This window comes from Sphingopyxis sp. Soil_C_28, from assembly GCF_057657055.1.
The window spans coordinates 355,849-373,725 of sequence record NZ_JBDGJE010000003.1 but is presented as its reverse complement, the minus strand read 5'-3'; the positions used below and the strand labels follow the sequence as shown (position 1 = coordinate 373,725).

The following is a 17,877-nucleotide window of genomic DNA, read 5'->3' as shown; positions in this document are numbered from 1 at the left end:
TGACCTTTACATCAAGGACAACCGACATGCGTGCCACGGTCTCTCTCTCGCCCGTTCGCGAAGGCAAGCAGCGCCTGCTGGCCAGTTGCGCGATCGCCGCGGGCATCGTCGCATTGGCGTATGGCGGACCGGCGCTGGCGCAGGTTGCCGGCACCGGCAGCTTCACATCCGGCACCGGCTCGATCAACAGCAATGCCGGGACCAACACGACCACAGTCAATGTGGACGGCACCCAAAGCATCATCAATTGGATCCCGACCGACGGCGCAGCGACCGGCGGCGCGATCGATTTTCTTCCAGTCGGGGAGAATTGGAATTTCAACGGCGGCGGCGACTATACCGTCCTCAACCGTTTCGTAGACAGCGGCGGCGGCGCGCTGAGTCGCCAGATCGCGCTCAACGGAACCGTCAATTCGACGGACTTCTTCACATCGGGCGGACGCGGCGGCAACATCTGGTTCTATAACGCCGGCGGCATCCTGATCGGCGCGACAGGTGTGATCAACGTCGGAAGCCTGGTGCTGACCACCAACGATATCATTACCACCGGCGGGCTGTTCGGCCCCGGCGGCACGATCCGCTTCAACGGCGCCTCGGGCAGCACATCGGCAATCACCGTCAACGGAGCGATCAACGCCAACAATGCGTTCAACGCGGGCAGCGCTTACGTCGCGCTCGTCGCACCGCGCGTGGTGCAGGCCGGAGCCGTCCGCGTCGATGGTTCGGCCGCCTATGTCGCCGCCGAACAGGCCGAAATCCGGATCAACGGCGGCCTCTTTGACATCAATGTCACGACCGGCGCGGAAGGCGGCAACGCCATCACGCATACCGGCACCACCACCGGCCCCGCGCATCAGCAGGGTGATACCGACCAGAGCCGCATCTATATGGTCGCCATTCCCAAGAATGACGCGGTTACGATGCTGGTGTCGGGCGCGATCGGTTATGATGATGCCCTGTCGGCGCAGGTCGACCCCGACGGCGCGGTGCGTCTGTCGGCGGGGTACAACATCGTCGCCGGCGAACTGGCCGCGACGCCGGTCAATACCACTGCCGCCAATATCACGGCCGGTGACACATTGTTCCGCAGCAACACGATCGCCCGCGCGAGCGGAGCGTTCGCGGCTGCGCCGACGCAGCAATTGCCGGCGACCCCGCCGCCCCTATCCTCTGCGGGCCAGTTTTTCGTCGAGGGTAGCGGCATGTTCATCGGCGATGCCGGCGCGACGCTCACCATCGGCGCGGGCCAGCGCGGCGGTGCGACGGGGACCCTGACCGTGCAGTCGGGCGGCGCCAACGGCGCGGCCGGAAACGCGGCGGTCAATGTCACGGGCGGCACGCTTTCGGCACCCGGCGCCCTGACGATCCGGGCGTCCGGCGTAGCTGACGCGGTGACCGGCAATGCCCAAGGCGGCACGGCGAGCCTGACGATCACCGGCGGCAGCGTGACGACGTCGGGCGTCACGGTCGAAGCCAACGGCATCGGCGACCTGGGCACAAGCGGCGTCAGCGGCAATGGGCGCGGCGGCAACGCCAGCATCACGGTCAGCAACAGCGGTAGCATATTGACCGCCGGCAACATCTTCATCGACGCGCTCGGTCGCGGCGATTTCAACTTCGTCAGCGGCCCTCCCGCGATCAATGGCGACGGAACGGGCGGCACCGCCAGCCTGACCGTCGCCAATGGCGGCAGCGTAGGACCCGCCGCGCTGCTTTCGCTCGACGCACGAGGCATTGGCGGTATCGGGACCGTCCAGTCGGGTAACGGCACCGGCGGAACCGCGCGCATTCAGGTGTCGGGTCCCGGATCCTTTCTGTCGACGACGCAAAGCTTCGTTCAGGCTGGCGGCACGGGCGGTGGAAGTATTGCCGGTTTCTTGACCCAGAACGGCGGCAACGGGACGGGCGGAACCGCAGAAGTCCTGATCAATACCGACGCGGCTTCTACCATTTCGTTGGGCGCCCTCAGTGCCAGCGCGCTCGGCGTCGGCGGCAATGCCAGCGGCAGCGAAAATGCGCGCGGCGGCGATGCGCTGGGCGGCACAGCAACGCTGACGGTGGACGGCGGGGTCAATGCGCAATTCACGGCGATCACGCTGAACGCATCGGCGCAGGCGGGAACCGCCCTCAGCCCCAGCGGCACCAGCGGACAGACCGGCAACGCCCGTGCAAATGACGTCGCCGTGACCGCAACGAACAACTCGACCATCACCAGCACCGGCGCGATCAATCTTTTCGCAGTAGGCATGGGGATCGCGGGCGAGAATTTCGGAACGGGCACCGGCGGCGATGTTGCCGTCAACGCGACTGCAGGCGGCACGATCGCCACGACGGACCGGCTCACCGTTCAGGCGATGGGCGGAAGCATGTCGACCGCGATCGGACAAAGCGCGGGCAATGGCATTGGCGGCAACGTCGACTTCCTCGCCGATGGCGGCACGATCCGGGCCGAAGTCTATGACGTGAACGTCAGCAGCAATACGGTCAATGTCACCGGCACCGGCGGTACCGCGCAGGGCGGGACAATCGACCTGCTGGCGCGCGGCGGCGGGCAGATTGTTTCGACGCTCGATTCGCCAAACCAGTTCAACGCCAGTGCCCGGACGGGCGCCAGCGCGTCAGGGACAAGCGCGACCGGGGGCGCGATCCGGTTGATCGCGAATGCCGGCACTATCGATCTGGGCGCGGGCGCGACGGCCGCAGCCGGTGGCCTTTCGGGTGGTGCAATAACGCCCGGAACGGGCGCTTCTGTGGGCACGGGCGGTTCCATATTGATCCAGGTCGTCGCCGACGCACTGGACAGCAGCGTCATACGCCTTGGCGATTTCGATGCATCGGCCGAAGGCCGCACCCAGGTCGATTATGAAAGCTCCCCCGGACTTCCCCGCGAAACGTCGGGCAGCGGCCGAGGCGGCACCATCGACTTCGATATTCAGGGCGGGACGCTCGACGCGTCGGCGATCAACGCCTCGGCAAACGGCTATGGCGGCAACGGCGCCAGCGACCGCAGTCTCGGCACGGGCGGCACAGCCACCTTCACGCAAACCGGCGGCGCGGTGAATATTGCCGACCTGGTGGTCAGCGCCGACGGTTTCGGTGGAATCGTGCAGGGTCAGTCGGGCGCCGGCTTCGGCGGCACCGCGACGATCGACCTGCTCGGCGGCACGATCAATGCAACCGACATCGTAGCGACCGCTAATGGCGAAGGTGGGCAAGGCTCGTTCGGCACCGACGACGATCCGTTGAACATCATCCCCGGCGGCGTCGGCGGACAAGGTCGCGCCGGCAACGCAACGATCAATATTGCGGGCTCGGCGGTCGTCACGGCCAGCGTGATCGAGGCCCGCGCCGTTGGTCTGGGCGGAACCGGCGGCGAATTTTTCAATTTCTCGAGCTTCAGCGGCGTGCCGGGCGCGCCTGGCGCAGGCGGCGAAGGGATCGGCGGCGACGCAAGCATCAACGTCACCGGTGGCACGACGACCGCGAATGGCATGATCGCCAATGCGGCGGGCCTCGGCGGTGAAGGCGGCAACAGTTTCTTCTCGAGCAGCAGCGGCGCTGCGACGGGCATCGGCGTAGGCGGAACCGGCGGCGCCGGCCGCGGCGGCAGCGCGACGATCGCGCTAGCCACGCCGATCGGCGGCGTGGGGTCGGCCAGCAGCGTGGCACTTGGCACAGGCGGTGCCGGCGGCACTCATAATGTCGGCGGCGCTGGCGGCGACGGCGTTGGCGGCACCGCTCAAGCCATCGTTACGGGTTTTGAGGCCGGCGAGCTGGCGGTCAGCCTCGATTCGACCGGCAGCGGCGGTAACGGCGGCGACGGACGCGATGGCGCTGGCGGCAACGGCGGCAACGGCGTCGGCGGTACATCGCGCATGCTCGCCGATGGAGCAGGCGCCAGCCTCACGGCGATCGAGACCAACTTCATCGGTGGCGGCGTTGGCGGCAACGGCGGCGCCGGAGGGCTTGCCTTCTCCGCCAGCCCGGCGGTTGCGCCCTCCGGTGGGAACGGCGGGAACGGCCAGGGCGGCACGATCGAAATCGCCGCGGATGAAGGCGGCATCGTCACGCTTGGCATTCTGACCGGCGACAGCATCGTCCTGGGAAGCTCGGGCACCGGGGGCAATGGCGGCAACGGTTCCAACGGCGGCTTCTTTGGCAATACGAGCGGCGGCAACGGCGGCAATGGCGGCGCCGGAACGGGTGGCGCCGTTCGCCTGGTCACCACCGGCGGCACGATTACGTCGAACGGCGAGGACGTCGATATTTCGGTCACGGGCACGTCGGGCACCGGCGGTACCGGCGGCACGGGCCAGGGCTCGGGCGCCAACGGCACGAACGGCGGGTTCAGCGGCACGGCCGGGGGCCGCGTTCTGATCGATGCGCTTAACGGGTCGGCCAGCGCGGGACAGATCGCGCTTGGTGCAACGGACATCGCCGCCAATGGCGACATCGCCGGGCGCATCGAACTGCGCGCGCAAGGAAACCTCAGCTTTGCCGGCCTCAACGCTGCGGCTTTGGGGTCAGCAGATCCGACCAACAACAACACCGACGAAGCGCCGACGGGCATTTTTGCCGCGCTGAACGGCGGCACGATCAGCAGTCAAGGCGATGTGACGCTGACAACCGACAGCTCGGTCGGCGTTTACGCGCAGTCGAACGGCCTCTTCGACGTGGATGGTATCCTGACCATCGCCGCGGGCGACCAGATCGACATCAGGCACGAATTCCGCGAAGGCGAAGCGGCCACGATCCGCGCCAGTGACAGCCTGATCGCAAGCGCGGTGACCAGCATCAGCGCCGCGCCGGGCAGCCTGTTCGGCGTGGGCGAGACGCTGTCGCTGAGCGTCACCGGGGTCAACGGTACGATCGGCGTCGATCGCCTCGACGGCGTCAACATCACCCTGACCAGCAATGGCGCCACCAGCGTGGAGCACGCCGAGGCCGATAATGATTTCACGGCAACGGCCGGCAGCTTCCGCACCGGACTCAATTCGATCATCACCGGCGGCGACATTGTCATCACCTCGCCGGGTGCGGTCGATCTCGGCAATTCGACCGCCGGCGGCTTCGTCCAGGTGACGGGCCAGTCGATCGTCTTCAACAATATCGACGCCGGCCTGACCGTCGGCCTGTCGGCGGACGGAACCGCAGCGGGCGCCGAGGGCATCCGCGGTGGCAGCATTACCGCCGGGGGCGATATCAATTTGTTCGCCAACAGCATCGCGCTCACCGGCACGACACAGGGTACCGCTTCGCTATTTGCCTTTGCAGGTGGCGGCAATGTGGGAATCGGGCTGGCCGACGTCGATGGCAATATCGGTATCGTTGCCGACGGAGATGTGACCGGCAGTTATGCTGCGGGCGGCAATATCACGCTGACGGCGGACGGCAATATCGTCGCACAGGCCAATGCCACGGGTGGATATGTCGATGGTAATGGAATCACTGCTGAAGGCTACGTCCTCACCGACGCCGATGGCAATGCGACGCTGACGGGCAGCAGCGCGGCGACGATGCTCGGCGTGCACGCCGGACAGGCGGCGTCGCTGACCACGGCGACGGCGGGTGAAGATGTGCTCGTAGTGGCCGGGACGACCGCGGCCCTCGCCAATGTGACGGCCGGCGACGACCTGACCGTAACCGCCCCCGCCGGCATTACCGCCAATGGCATATTGACGACGGGCGCCGGGGCCGACAATCGGACGCTGTTCTACGGCCCCTCGAGTTCGTCGGGATTGAACATTCTTCAGATCGCGACCTCAGCGCCCGATCTGTCGAACATCTCGCTCACCGCCGCAGCGGGCAATATCGTCGGCGGCAATATGAATGCGTTCCACAATCTCACCGCAACCGCAGCAGGCGCGGTAACCGCGACCGGCCTTCTCCAGTCGGGTCTTGCGACCGACATCGACGGCGCCAGCATTACGTTCGCCGCGATCAACGCCGGCAGCACGGTCGATCTTTCCGCAACGGGAACCGCGGCCGGCGCCGAGGGAATTCGCGGAACCGGCATTACGGCGGGCGGAACCATCTCCCTTGCCGGAAACAGCGTCGCGCTCACCGGTCTCACGACCGGCGGCGCGTCGCTCTTCGCGACGGCCACCGGCGGCGGTGCCACAATCAACCGCGCCAATGTCGCCGGCGACATTTCGGTCTCGTCGACGGGCAATCTCGGCGGGACATATATCGCCGGCGGAGACATCTTTTTGAACTCGGGAGCCAACATAATTGCATCGGCCACGGCCAACGGCGGTTTCCTCGGCAGCAGCGGAATCGCCGACGGCAATATTTTCGTCGATGCCGCAGGGGATGTAACGCTGACCGGCAGCCGGGCTGCGAGGATGCTTGGCGTCCACGCCGATGGATCGACAACGATCGAGTTCACCTTCGCCGGCGAAGATGCGCTGGTCGTGACAGGCGGCAATCTGGCGTTCGAGAATTTTGGCGCTGGCGACGACATGACGATCCAGGCGGCGGGCCGCGTAGACGGCCAGACCCTTGGCGCAGGCAGCGCGGTCAGCGGCGGACCGGACGCGCGCACGCTGACCTATGCACCGGGAAGCGGCTTTGCGATCGCGGCGGACGACGGCGCATCGGGAAGCTATGGGTCGGATCTTTCCATATCCGCCGGCAATGGCGTGTCGGGGCTGGGCCTGTCGGCAGGCGACGATCTGACGGTTGCTTCGGATGGACCGATCACCATCTTCAACGCCATAACATCGGGGTTCGGCAACGTCGGAGCCGGTTCCGACATCCGTATCCAGCGCACCGGAATAAGCAGCAGCGCGGCGACGACATTGTCATCGGTAAATTCTGCGAACGATATTTTCGTGGACACCCTCGCCTCGGCGTCCTTCAATCTCGTATTCGCCAACCGGAACATCAGGGTCAATGCCCGCCCGGTTTCGCTGGACACACGTACTGGCACGGGGCCCAATGGCGAACTGCGCCACGCGCTATCGGCGAATGGCAATATCTTCGTCAGTGCGACAAGCCTCAACGGCGGCGGAATATCGGCGCTGGGTGATCTCGAAATCCGGTCGTCGTCTGGAGGGATGGATCTCGCCAGTGTCTCGGGCCGCAACATGTATATCGAAAACGGAGGTCGCGGCCTTACACTCCGGATCGGTCAGCTCACCAGCACCGGGACTCCCGAGTTGTTCAGTTGGGGGATCCTCGATATCGGGAACCTGATATCCGCCGGCCCGGTTAGTGCTGACGCAGTCGACAGGCTCAACATCGCATCCAGCGGAAACCTGAACTTCTCCCGGCTGACCGGGCTGTATGCAACAGTACGGACGCGCGGCGATCTGTTCATAGGCAGCAGCGCGACCTTCAGAGACGCCTCATTCCACAGCGATGGCCAGCTCACCGTCAACAATTACGTAGGACTCGACGCACAATTCAGTTCGGGCGGGGCGATGCTGTTGAGCAACGTGAACGGGAGGAACAGCTTCGACGCGGTGGCGGGTACCTCGTTGACGGCCAACGGAATCGTCACCGGCCGTACGGTCTCGATTGCCTCCGACGACATCATCATTTCCCCCAACGGAAGCATCGGAGTCCAAGGTACGACGGAAGCGCTTTCGATCACCAACAGCAACAGCGACAGCCAGACCTTCATCGGCGGCACCGGAACGCGCGGCGGCTATCACCTCGACGCAGACGAGCTGACCCGCCTGCACGGCATGCAGATCGAAGTCTTCGCCCCAAAGGTACAGGCGGCGGGTAGCACGTCGGTCGGGTCGGCCGCTCCGCCCGACGTCATCGTCGACAGTTTCACGCTTACCGGCGGCGCGTTCAACTCGAACTTCAACACCAACGGATCGCTGACCATCCAGACGCCGGGCAAGATGCGCGTGATCGGCAACGTCCAGCTGACCGGCCTCAACGACACCAATACGCTCAATCTTATCGCGGACGATGCACTCGAAGTCATTCTGGGTCAGGGCAGCGTCCGGCTGCTCGGCACCGGCACCGCGCCGGGCGGGCAGCTCAACATGGTATCGGACGACATCATCGTCGCGACGCAGGCCGCGATTACGGCGGTCGGCGCGGCGACCGGCATCGACGCGATCAACGCGCGCCTCGGCCAGAATGACGGCGTCCTTCTCGACGAAGGCGCGCTTTTCGCGCGCGGAATCCGTGCCGATGTCGCGGGCGGCTTCTATGTCCAGAACAGCGGTGCGGGCACCGCTTTCGGCGAGCGACGCGGGCTGACGTTCGGCGCCGGGGGACTCACGGTGCAGACTCAGGGACCGTCGCGCATCGCCATCAACGGCGTGCAACTCGGCGCGAACGGCCAGGTCACCGGCCTCGACGTGATCCCGCTGCTGACGATCGCGCCGCAAGCCAGCGGCGTGCCGGGCACATATGATCCGCGGTCGACCGTCAACGGTTGCTTCATCGCCAATCCGGCCGCCTGCACCGCTCTCACGTCCAACTTCGAAAACGGCTTCCCGGTTCAGGATGTCATCGAGGAAGAGATCGATAGCGACGATGATGGCGACGGCGACGGCAACAACCTGCCACAGCCGCTGATCACGATGCGCGAGCTCGATCCGCTGACCGGCGAGCCGCTGCTCGACGATCCGGTGACCGGTGCGGGCAACGACGATCTGTGGACCGCGCCGACCGAGCAGCCCTAAGGGAACGGAACTCGCGTTTCGGTTGACGAATTGCCCCGGCGCAAGGCATGTGCGCGGTCATGACCGACGCTCCTGCCCACCCGCTGAAGCTGTTCAACAGCCTGACGCGCAGTCTGGAAATATTCCAGCCCGTCCACCCCGGTGAGGCGCGCGTCTATAGCTGCGGGCCGACGGTCTACAACTATCCGCATATCGGCAACATGCGCGCCTATGTCTTTGCCGACACGCTCGGCCGCACGCTGTCGTACAAAGGGTACAAGCTTACCCATGTCATCAACATCACCGACGTCGGGCACCTGACCGACGACGCCGATGCGGGCGAGGACAAGCTGGAAAAGGCCGCGGCCGAACGCGCCCAGTCGATCTGGGACATCGCGCGCCATTATACCGAAGCCTATTGGGCCGACGTGAAAGCGCTCAATATCCGCCAGCCTGCGCACTGGTCGATCGCCACCGACTATGTCCCCGCGATGATCGAATTTGCAAAGACGATCGCGGGCAAGCATTGCTACGAGCTCGACGGCGGCCTCTATTTCGACACGACGAGCGTTGCCGACTACGGCCGCCTCGCGCGCCACGGCACCGATGAGGGCGAGAGCCGCATCGACCCCGTCGACGGCAAACGCCATCCCGCCGATTTCGCGATCTGGCGCAAGACGCCCGCGGGCGAGACACGCCAGATGGAATGGGATTCGCCCTGGGGTCGCGGCGCCCCCGGCTGGCATCTTGAATGCTCGGTCATGTCGGAAGCGCTGCTCGGTTTTCCGTTCGACATTCACACCGGCGGCATCGACCATCGCGAAATTCATCACCCGAACGAAATCGCCCAGAATCAGGCGCACAGCTGCTCGACCGACAGCGGCGCGCGGATGTGGATGCACAATAATTTCCTGATCGACCGCAGCGGCAAGATGTCGAAATCGAGCGGCGAGTTCCTCCGCGTGCACCTCTTGATCGACAAGGGCTATCATCCCCTCGCCTATCGCTTGATGTGCTTGCAGGCGCATTATCGGAGCGAGCTGGAGTTTTCGTGGGAGGGCCTTGGTGCTGCATTGACGCGGCTCAAACGGCTCGTGATGGCCGTGGCTCCAGTCCGCGAGGCCGAGAATGCCGACCCGGTCGACCGCCGGGTCACCGACCTGCTCGCTAAATTCGACACGGCGATTTCGGATGACCTCAATACGGCGGTCGCGATGACGCTTCTCGAAGAGGCAGCCGCGCTGAAAAAGATCGACGCCGGCCAAAAGCGTGCGGTGATAGCCGCGATGGACGCAGTGCTCGGTCTCGACGTGTTGACGATCGAACGCGCAGATCTGCGCGTTCGCCCCAAGGCCGCAACAATAAGCGAGGACGAGATCGAAGCTGCACTCGGCCGCCGCAGGGAAGCACGCGCCGCCAAAGACTTTGCTGCATCCGATGCGCTTCGCGACGAACTCATTGCCGCGGGGGTCGAGGTGATGGACGGCGACCCGCTCGGCTGGGACTGGCGGCTCGACGCCAATTAGAGACTTGCCCTGACTCCGCGGGATGCTAGCTTCGTTGCATGTCGCAACTGATCTGCTGGCTCCTTGTCGGTCTTGTCCATCTGGTTCCGGCGCTGGCGCTGTTCCGGCCCGCGCTGATCACGCGGCTTTACGGGGTCCAGCCCGACAGTCCCCTCTTCCTGCTGATGCACCACCGCGCAGCGCTGTTTTTCGCGGTGCTCGTCGCCTGCGTCTGGGCGGCGTTCGACCCCGGAGGGCGCAAGCTCGCAACCTTGCTCGCCGCGATCTCGATGCTCAGCTTCCTGTTTCTCTATCAGTCATACGGGCGCCCCGCGGCGCTCGGCACCATCGCCCTCGTCGACCTGATCGGCCTCGTCCCGCTCGCCTGGGCCGGCTGGCACGCATTTCAGCAGTAGGAAAATCATGACCAAGACCGTCACTGTCCTCTCGGGCCTTATCCGTCCGCTCGTCGAAAACCGCCTGCCCAACTGGATCGAACCGCGTTTCTTCGCGTCGAAAGAAGAGGCGCTCGAACTCGCGCCGCAGGCCGAGATCGGCTGGTTCGACATGTACGACAAGAAGGACATGGCCGCCATCATCACTGCCGCAACCCAGCTCAAATGGCTGAACTCCATCTATGCCGGGGTCGACGGCATGCCGCTGGACCTGCTCCACGAACGCGGCACTGTGGTGACCAACGGCGCGGGGATCAATGCCATCACCATCGCCGAATATGTGGTCATGGGCATGCTCACCGTCGCCAAGGGCTATCGCGACGTCGTCCGCGCGCAGGACCGCCGCGAATGGCTGATGGATTCGCCGGGCAAGATCGAATTATTTGGGTCTAAGGCGCTGCTGCTCGGCTATGGCGCGATCGGCAAGCTGATCGAGGAGCGGCTCAAGGCGTTCGCGGTCGATGTCACGATCGTCCGCCGCTCGCCCGGCCCGAACACGCTGACCCCCGACCAGTGGCGGGGCCAGCTCGGCGATTTCGACTGGGTGATCCTCGCGGTCCCCGCCACCCCCGAAACCGACGGCATGATCGGCACTACGGAACTGGCCGCGATGAAGCCGACCGCGACGCTGATCAATATCGCGCGCGGCAGCGTCGTCGATCAGGAAGCGCTCGTCGCTGCGCTCGACAGCCAGCAGATCGCTTCGGCTTTCCTCGACGTCACTACCCCCGAACCCCTGCCCGAAGGTCACCCGCTGTGGAGCCTCGACAACGCCCACATCACGATGCACCTGTCAGGCCGCGCGCAGGACAAGATGTTCGTCCGCTCGGCGCAGCGCTTTCTCGAAAATCTCGATCGCTGGAACCAGGGTGAAGCCGTCGAACCGCGGGTCGATCTGACGCTCGGCTATTGAGCCGGCCGTTCGGCCTTTAATTCGCGCACCAGCGGTTGCAGCCGCTCGTCATATTTGGCGAGCATCGTGTGCGCGCCGGCATGGTCGTAGAAGCTGACGAGTTCGCGCCCGTTCCAGTGGTGGAGCGCATAGGCGGGATCTTCGGCGACGATCATCGGGCGAAAGTCGGGCTTGTTCTCGTCGATCGGGCGAAGATCGAGCGATACCTGCGGCGCGGTCGAAGAACAGATCGCAACCGTGCGCCCTTCCCACGCGACGGTGACACTGCGATGGAGATGGCCGCAGATCAAGCCGCGGACTTGGGGGTGACGGCGCACGACGTCGGTAAAGACTGCGACCCAGGGCTCGTCGGGATCGGTGTTCATCCACTCGATGCCGCTTTCGACCGGCGGGTGGTGCATGACGATATAGGTCGGCTTGGCGCTGTCCTTCGAAAGTTCGGCATCGAGCCACGCCGCGCGTTGCGCGCAAAAGGCCCCGCCGTGGCGCCCCTCCTCCAGCGTATCGACCGTCACGAGGCGCAACTGCGGCAGCTCGATCGTATACTGCACAAAGCCTTGTCCGTCGTCGAAGCCCGGAAAACGGGTGTGGAAATTGTCGCGCAGGTCGTGATTGCCGACGCTGGGCCAGACGGGAAAGGGACAGCGCGAAAAAGCGGTCGCCAGGCGGCGATAGCTGTCGTCGTCGCCGCGGTCGGTGATGTCGCCCGTGGCGAGCAACAGGTCGGGACGGTTTGGCCCGTCAATCAGCACGTCGAGCACCTCGTCGAGGCGTTTGCGATTATATTCGGCCGGATTGTCCGGATCGAATCCGATATGGATATCTGTGATCTGTGCGATCAGCATATCCGTCCCCTGCTCCCGCCGGCCTGGCCCGGCGACCCAAAACCTACCCGCCCTGCCTTGCCGCGTGCAAGGAAGGTGTGCGCCATGTCACTTCGTAAAGGCCCCGCCCCCCGGTTCCTGTGATCATGCTCACACCATGGCTAGGACCAAGACGTTTATTTGTGATTGCGGCTGTATTTTTCTTGCGCTGGCGCGGCGGCAGCCACGGCTTGCCCCCGTCCGAATGATATTCGTGGCACATCGCGCATGGCGATTCGGTGGCGGTTTCAACCTTCACCACGCGTGCGCCACCCTCGCCGACATGGCAATCGCGACATTGGCGAAGGCCCGGAACGAGGAGGTCCGTCGACACTGTCGAAGCCGGTGCCGCGGTGTGGCAATCGGCGCATTCGGTCTCGCGGTGCGCGTCATGGTCGAACCAGCCTTTTTGCAGATAGCGCGGCGTCTGGTCGACCGCTGCCACGCGCCACCCCTTACCCGCCTGCGGTGCAAAGATGGTGTGACAGTCATAGCACGCGCCGCCCTTCGAAAAGACCGCGCGTACCGCATCCTGCGCACGTGAGGGCCGCATCGCGACTTCGTTGAAATAGATGTTGTAGACCTGCCCCTCAGCATAGGCGCCCGGACGCCGCCGCTGCATTCCGCCAAGCTGCAAGGGCCGCGCTGGCGGGGTCGAGCGGTAATAAGCGGTGAGGTCGGCGACGACCTGATCGGGCTCGCCGTGGCGCAGCGTCCGCGTCACCCCGCCGACATTTTCGAACGCAAGGCTGTGGCACATCGCGCAGTCGCGCTCCATCTCGACGGGCTTCACCCGCACCCCGTCGGCCTCGACGCGGTGGCAATTCTGGCACTCGAGCTTCTTCCCGAAATCATAGCGGCCGCGGAAGCTCGCTGCCGTGCGCGCGACCCCGCCTGTCGCCTGCAAATGCATATCGTGCGGGAATTTCAGGCCGTTGTAATCGACAGTCCCCTTGCCGGCGGCGGCACGCACCAACTTTGCGCCCGGTGACGGGCGGACGAGCGGACGGAACTCGGGATGGTTGGTGCCGAAATCGGCGGCATCGGCGAGCATCGTGGGATGCCCTGCGGTCTTGAGCCTCGCCGACATGCCATCATGACAGTCGGCGCAGAATTTCTGCGGCGTCGCGGGCATCGGCCCCGAACCTTCATGCTCGGTATGGCACTCGACGCAGCGCCCTTGCGGTTTGTTGAAGGTCTTGGCGAAGCCATCGAGAATGCGCTCGCCAACGCCCGGCGGATGCCGCGCAGCGAGCAGCATCGCGGTCGGTGCATTGGCGTGTGCCATGCTCATCGTCTTATGCTCGCCGGTGTGGCAGCCCACGCAGGCCTTGTCGGTCACCGCGACGAAGGGCTCGACATGACACGACTGGCAGTCGTTCTTCAGACTGGCATGCGCGCTCGACAGCGGGCCCGAGAGCCATGCGCTGTCGGCGTGATAGCCATCGGGGCGCTCGTTGACATTCTTGTAGCTGTACCACGCCCAGATCGGCCCGATCAGGAAAGCGAGCAGCATCAGCACGCCGAACAGCCACGCCCCCATGCGCTTGCCCAGCATCACGCCCTGCAACGAGAAAGCCTTGGCCTCATCGACATCCTTCGATGATTGCGACAGCTCGTCGATACGCTCGACAAGCAGGATGATATTCTCGCTCTCCCGCGCGATCGTCAGCCGGTGTCCGCCGAAGCGCAATTCGCCGCCCGCGCTGCTGTCGATATCGGCGACGGTTTCACTACGGCCGTTGAGGTCGAAGCCCAGCCCTTCACTTGCCGCGACGCGGACGTGGCGGCCGTCGGCGCTGCTGATCGTCGCGTGATGCGGGTTCACCGCCAGGTCGGCGACATGGATGACATTGCTGCCCTCGCGCCCGAGGGTGATCGCATCGCCCGGCAACGGCGTATCGCGGACGATCTGTTTGCCGGTCTTCGTCGTCGAAATACGGCGCAGGATGAAGCTCATGGTCCCCTCCCCGCCTTACCAGTAAAAGAAGACGCTGATGATATGCGCCGACAACGCCGCGATCAGCGCAAAGGTCAGCGGCACATGCACATAAAGCCAGATTTCGAGCAATGCGCGGATCTTGAGGTGCCGGCGCAGCCGCGTCAGCGCCGCCTCCTTCTGCTTGAGCAGACCAACGACCTTCTCGCGCGCCTCGCGGTCGCTGCTGTTGGAGAGCGACAGCGTGCGCAGCGCAGCCGCGGTCGCGCAATCGGGATAGCGGCCCGACAAACGCGCCACGGCGCCGCCCGCGAACGGGTCCTCGTCGAGCGCCGCGAGTACGGGCGCGGTGTCGGCGGGGGTCAGCGGCTGCGCGGCACTATGCAGCTGGCGATCGAAGGCGCGAATCGCCTCGAGCATCTGCATCTGCGTCATCTCGTCGCGGTTGTTCGACAGCGCAGCGGGCAAAGTCGCATAGACGATGACGCCATAGAGCCCCGAGAGGATCACCAGCATCATCAGCGCCCAGGCTAGGGTATGAACATTCCAGCCGAGCTGGAACCCCGTATGCCAGGTGCCGACGACGATCAGACTGAGCCCGAGATAGACATGCGCCGACGTCCAGGCCTTTAGCGACCAGGCGTCGTTCGTCATCTTGCGCTTGCGATATCCCAAAGCAGTGAGCCACAGGATGAGCGCCGCGCCGATCGTGCCGAGCGTATAGCCGTACCAGCTGCCACCATTATGCCGCGGTGTGACGTCGACCAGCGCGTAGCTCATAATGATGAGCAGGCAGAGTCCGCCCGAAATCTTGGCCCAGCGGAAGCCCGCGTAGCGGAGAAAGCCCTCGTGCCGCCGCTCGCGCACGCGCTCGGTCTGGGTCGCCTTGGTGCGGCGGCGCTGAAAAAGCGATGCCATCAGTCGGCATCCTCTTCGAGCCGCGCGATCGACAGAAATTCTTCGGGCGAGACGCGGATCGCGGCGCCGGTCGGGCACGCACGCACGCACGCCGGGCCGCCCGAAATGCCTTTGCACATGTCGCATTTGACCGCGATCTTCTTGGGCTTCTCGTCGCCCAGTTGCTTCTTGGTCCATTTGGGCGAGGGTTCGCCGGGGCCAGGACCGAAGCCGGTGAGCAACCACCGCAGCAGGCTCGGCTTCTCGGGCGGCGCGGCTTCCATGCGGATCACGCCATAGGGGCAGTTGCGCATGCAGTTGCCGCACCCGATGCAGCCCGGCTCCATGAACACCTCGCCGTCGGGGCCGCGGTGGATCACGTTCGGCGGACAATCGGCCATGCAATGCGGATGCTCGCAGTGGCGGCAGCTCGTCGGCACATGCAGATGGGCAAAGGTCTTGCCCGCCTCGCGGTCGAGCCGCGACAGGCCTTCGTGGCTGTCGGCGCACGCCTTTTCGCAATTGTCGCAGCCGACGCACAGATTCTCGTCGATCAGCAGCGCGTCGGTCGCCTCGCCCAGCCCTTCCTTCATGATGAAGGTCGCGGTGTCTGAATAGAGATCGACCGCGCTCGAATAGCTTGCCTTGCGCGATTCGATGAAGCTGTTCATCTGCGCACGTTCGGCGACCGCGGCCTCGGTCGCCTCGCGGACCTGCGGACGTTTCGCGAGCATCGCCTTGAAGACATCACCCTTCAGCCGGATCACTTCGCTCGCGACTGCGGCCTTGACGGTGGCGTTGCGCGGCGCGCCGCTGAGAACCGCCATTTCGCCGAAAAAGCTGCCCGCGGGCAGATAGCGGAGGAAGATCGGTTTTCCGCCGATATCCTTTTCGACGACCATCGACCCCGACCGGATGACATAGACGTCGTCGCCCTCGTCGCCCTCGGCGAGCACCACCTTGCCCGCGGCGACGCGTTCGATCGCCGGATCCTCGACGATCGGTTCGAGATCCTCGACCGTCAGCCCGCCCTTGAAAATCTGCAGCAGCTGGCGTTCGAGCGAGATGCGGTTGATCACGCGTTTGGCGCCCGGGACCGCCGCCATCAGCTTGAGCGCCGCGGTGCGCGACACTTCGACAAAGATGCCGTCTTCGCCCGCGCGGATCGTCGCGCCGCGCTTGCGGCCCGAGATCAGGCCGACCTCGCCGAAGATCGAGCCCTCCTCGATCGGCACCGTAAAATCGGGGCCGACCTCGACCACCGCATGACCATCGGCGATCGCGAAGAGCGACGAGCCCGGATCCCCCTTTTCGAACACGACGTCGCCCTTGGAATAAAAGGCGACCTTCGAATCGAGCATGAATTCGCGCATCTGGAGCGGCGAGACGTCGGCGAAGATGCGGATGCGCGTGCGCAGGAACTCGAGCCATTCGCTAACCGATTTCTGCTGCGGCAGCTTTTCAAAGATCGCCGCCAGATCCTTTTCGTCGGCGGGCGTCAGCGCCTGGTTGCCGTTCAGGAATTCGACGACGTCATAGCCCTGGTTCATGCAATGCTTGATCAGCGGATAGCCCGCGAGCGCGCCGATGACATAAAGGCCGGGGACGGTGGTTTCGAAGGTCGGCGACAGCTTGGGAAAAGCCTCGCGGTCGGGGCCGGTGAATTCTATTCCCATCGATTCGACAAAACCGCGCGGCGCGACCGATCCCAGCCGCGCGACGATCACGTCGCACTCGATCCGCTCCTCTCCGGTCGGGGTTTCCAGCGTCAGCCAGCCAGCCTCGACCTTCTTCGGCTGCGTTTCGGTGCGGATCGACATGAAGCCATTCTCGCCGGCCTCGGTCATGTCGGCGACATTCTTCGCCTTGGCGCGCGCGAAATCCTTCGAGCGATTGAGGATGGTGACAGTATTTTCGAGCGCTTCCTCGGCGACGCCGAGCGCATTTTCGATCCCCGCGTCGCCCGACCCGACGACGGTGATATGCTTGTCCTTGAAATCTTCGGGATCATCGACCTGATAGATGATGTGCGGCATGTCGGCGCCCTCGCAGCGCATCCGGTTCGGATTGCCCTGCGTACCAATGGCGAGGACGATGTTTTCTGCCGTATAGACGTCGCCCTTGGCGGTCTTGATCGCGAAGGCGCCTTTCTCGCCGGTCACTTCCGCGACCTCGGCGTGATACGCCACGTTGACTTTATTGTTCGCGGCGTCCTCGTCCCAGTTGCCGAGGATATATTCGCGCGCGCCTTCGGCAAAACGGCAGTCGGAGCGCAGGTCGAGCCGTTCGGGCGTCGCGAGCACGCGCTTACCCTTTTGATATTTGAAGATGGTGTCCGACAGATGGTCGGTCTTTTCGAGCAATATGTGGCTGAGCCCAAGCTGTGCGGCACGCGACGCAGCACTGAGTCCCGCGGGGCCCGAGCCGATGATCGCGACCTTGACGGGTTCGCTCATGCGCGTGGAACCCGGCAGTTAAAGCCGAATTTGCAATCGCTGGCCGAGATGCTGACGAACGCGCGCACGGGCATCCTTTCCCCCTCTCGCCAGCCCCCCGGCGAATTCATAACGGATGCGACCCGGACTAATGTCCTGGACGCAAAGCTATGCCCTTGAAAGCGAGGAAAGGTCAACCGGTGGCGAAGAGATTCTGGTCGCGGGCAAAAGCTTGCCGCG

At 64.8% G+C, this 17,877-nt stretch carries 8 protein-coding genes; 4 read left to right on the top strand and 4 right to left on the bottom strand.

Annotated elements, in window-relative coordinates:
• Window positions 1-26: 26 nt before the first annotated feature.
• Genes AC3A43_RS15250 through AC3A43_RS15235 form a run of 4 tightly spaced genes read left to right on the top strand, consistent with a single transcriptional unit; the run spans window position 27 to window position 11,503 of the window.
• Window positions 27-8,651: a hypothetical protein gene (locus AC3A43_RS15250; protein WP_487793401.1), complete on the top strand. Its 8,625-nt coding sequence runs from the start codon at window positions 27-29 to the stop codon at window positions 8,649-8,651.
• Between the two features lie 59 nt (window positions 8,652-8,710).
• Window positions 8,711-10,156, top strand: a complete 1,446-nt coding sequence (gene cysS, locus AC3A43_RS15245) for a cysteine--tRNA ligase (protein WP_487793400.1) — start codon at window positions 8,711-8,713, stop codon at window positions 10,154-10,156.
• 38 nt (window positions 10,157-10,194) lie between these two features.
• On the top strand, window positions 10,195-10,551 hold the full coding sequence (locus tag AC3A43_RS15240) for a hypothetical protein (protein ID WP_487793399.1): 357 nt from the start codon (window positions 10,195-10,197) through the stop codon (window positions 10,549-10,551).
• A gap of 7 nt (window positions 10,552-10,558) precedes the next feature.
• Window positions 10,559-11,503, top strand: a complete 945-nt coding sequence (locus AC3A43_RS15235; protein WP_487793398.1) for a D-2-hydroxyacid dehydrogenase — start codon at window positions 10,559-10,561, stop codon at window positions 11,501-11,503.
• Here the strand turns inward: AC3A43_RS15235 and AC3A43_RS15230 are convergent.
• From AC3A43_RS15230 to AC3A43_RS15215, 4 genes are read right to left on the bottom strand one after another with little or no spacing between them, the layout of a single operon-like run.
• Window positions 11,497-12,348: a metallophosphoesterase gene (locus tag AC3A43_RS15230; RefSeq protein WP_487793397.1), complete on the bottom strand. Its 852-nt coding sequence runs from the start codon at window positions 12,346-12,348 to the stop codon at window positions 11,497-11,499. The genes AC3A43_RS15235 and AC3A43_RS15230 overlap by 7 nt on opposite strands.
• 43 nt (window positions 12,349-12,391) lie before the next feature.
• Window positions 12,392-14,326, bottom strand: a complete 1,935-nt coding sequence (locus tag AC3A43_RS15225; protein ID WP_487793396.1) for a cytochrome c3 family protein — start codon at window positions 14,324-14,326, stop codon at window positions 12,392-12,394.
• A 15-nt stretch (window positions 14,327-14,341) separates the two neighbouring features.
• Window positions 14,342-15,223, bottom strand: coding sequence for a hypothetical protein (locus AC3A43_RS15220; protein ID WP_487793395.1), 882 nt, complete (start codon window positions 15,221-15,223; stop codon window positions 14,342-14,344).
• Window positions 15,223-17,658, bottom strand: a complete 2,436-nt coding sequence (locus AC3A43_RS15215) for an NAD(P)-binding domain-containing protein (protein ID WP_487793394.1) — start codon at window positions 17,656-17,658, stop codon at window positions 15,223-15,225. The genes AC3A43_RS15220 and AC3A43_RS15215 overlap by 1 nt, the downstream gene beginning before the upstream one ends.
• Window positions 17,659-17,877: the final 219 nt, after the last annotated feature.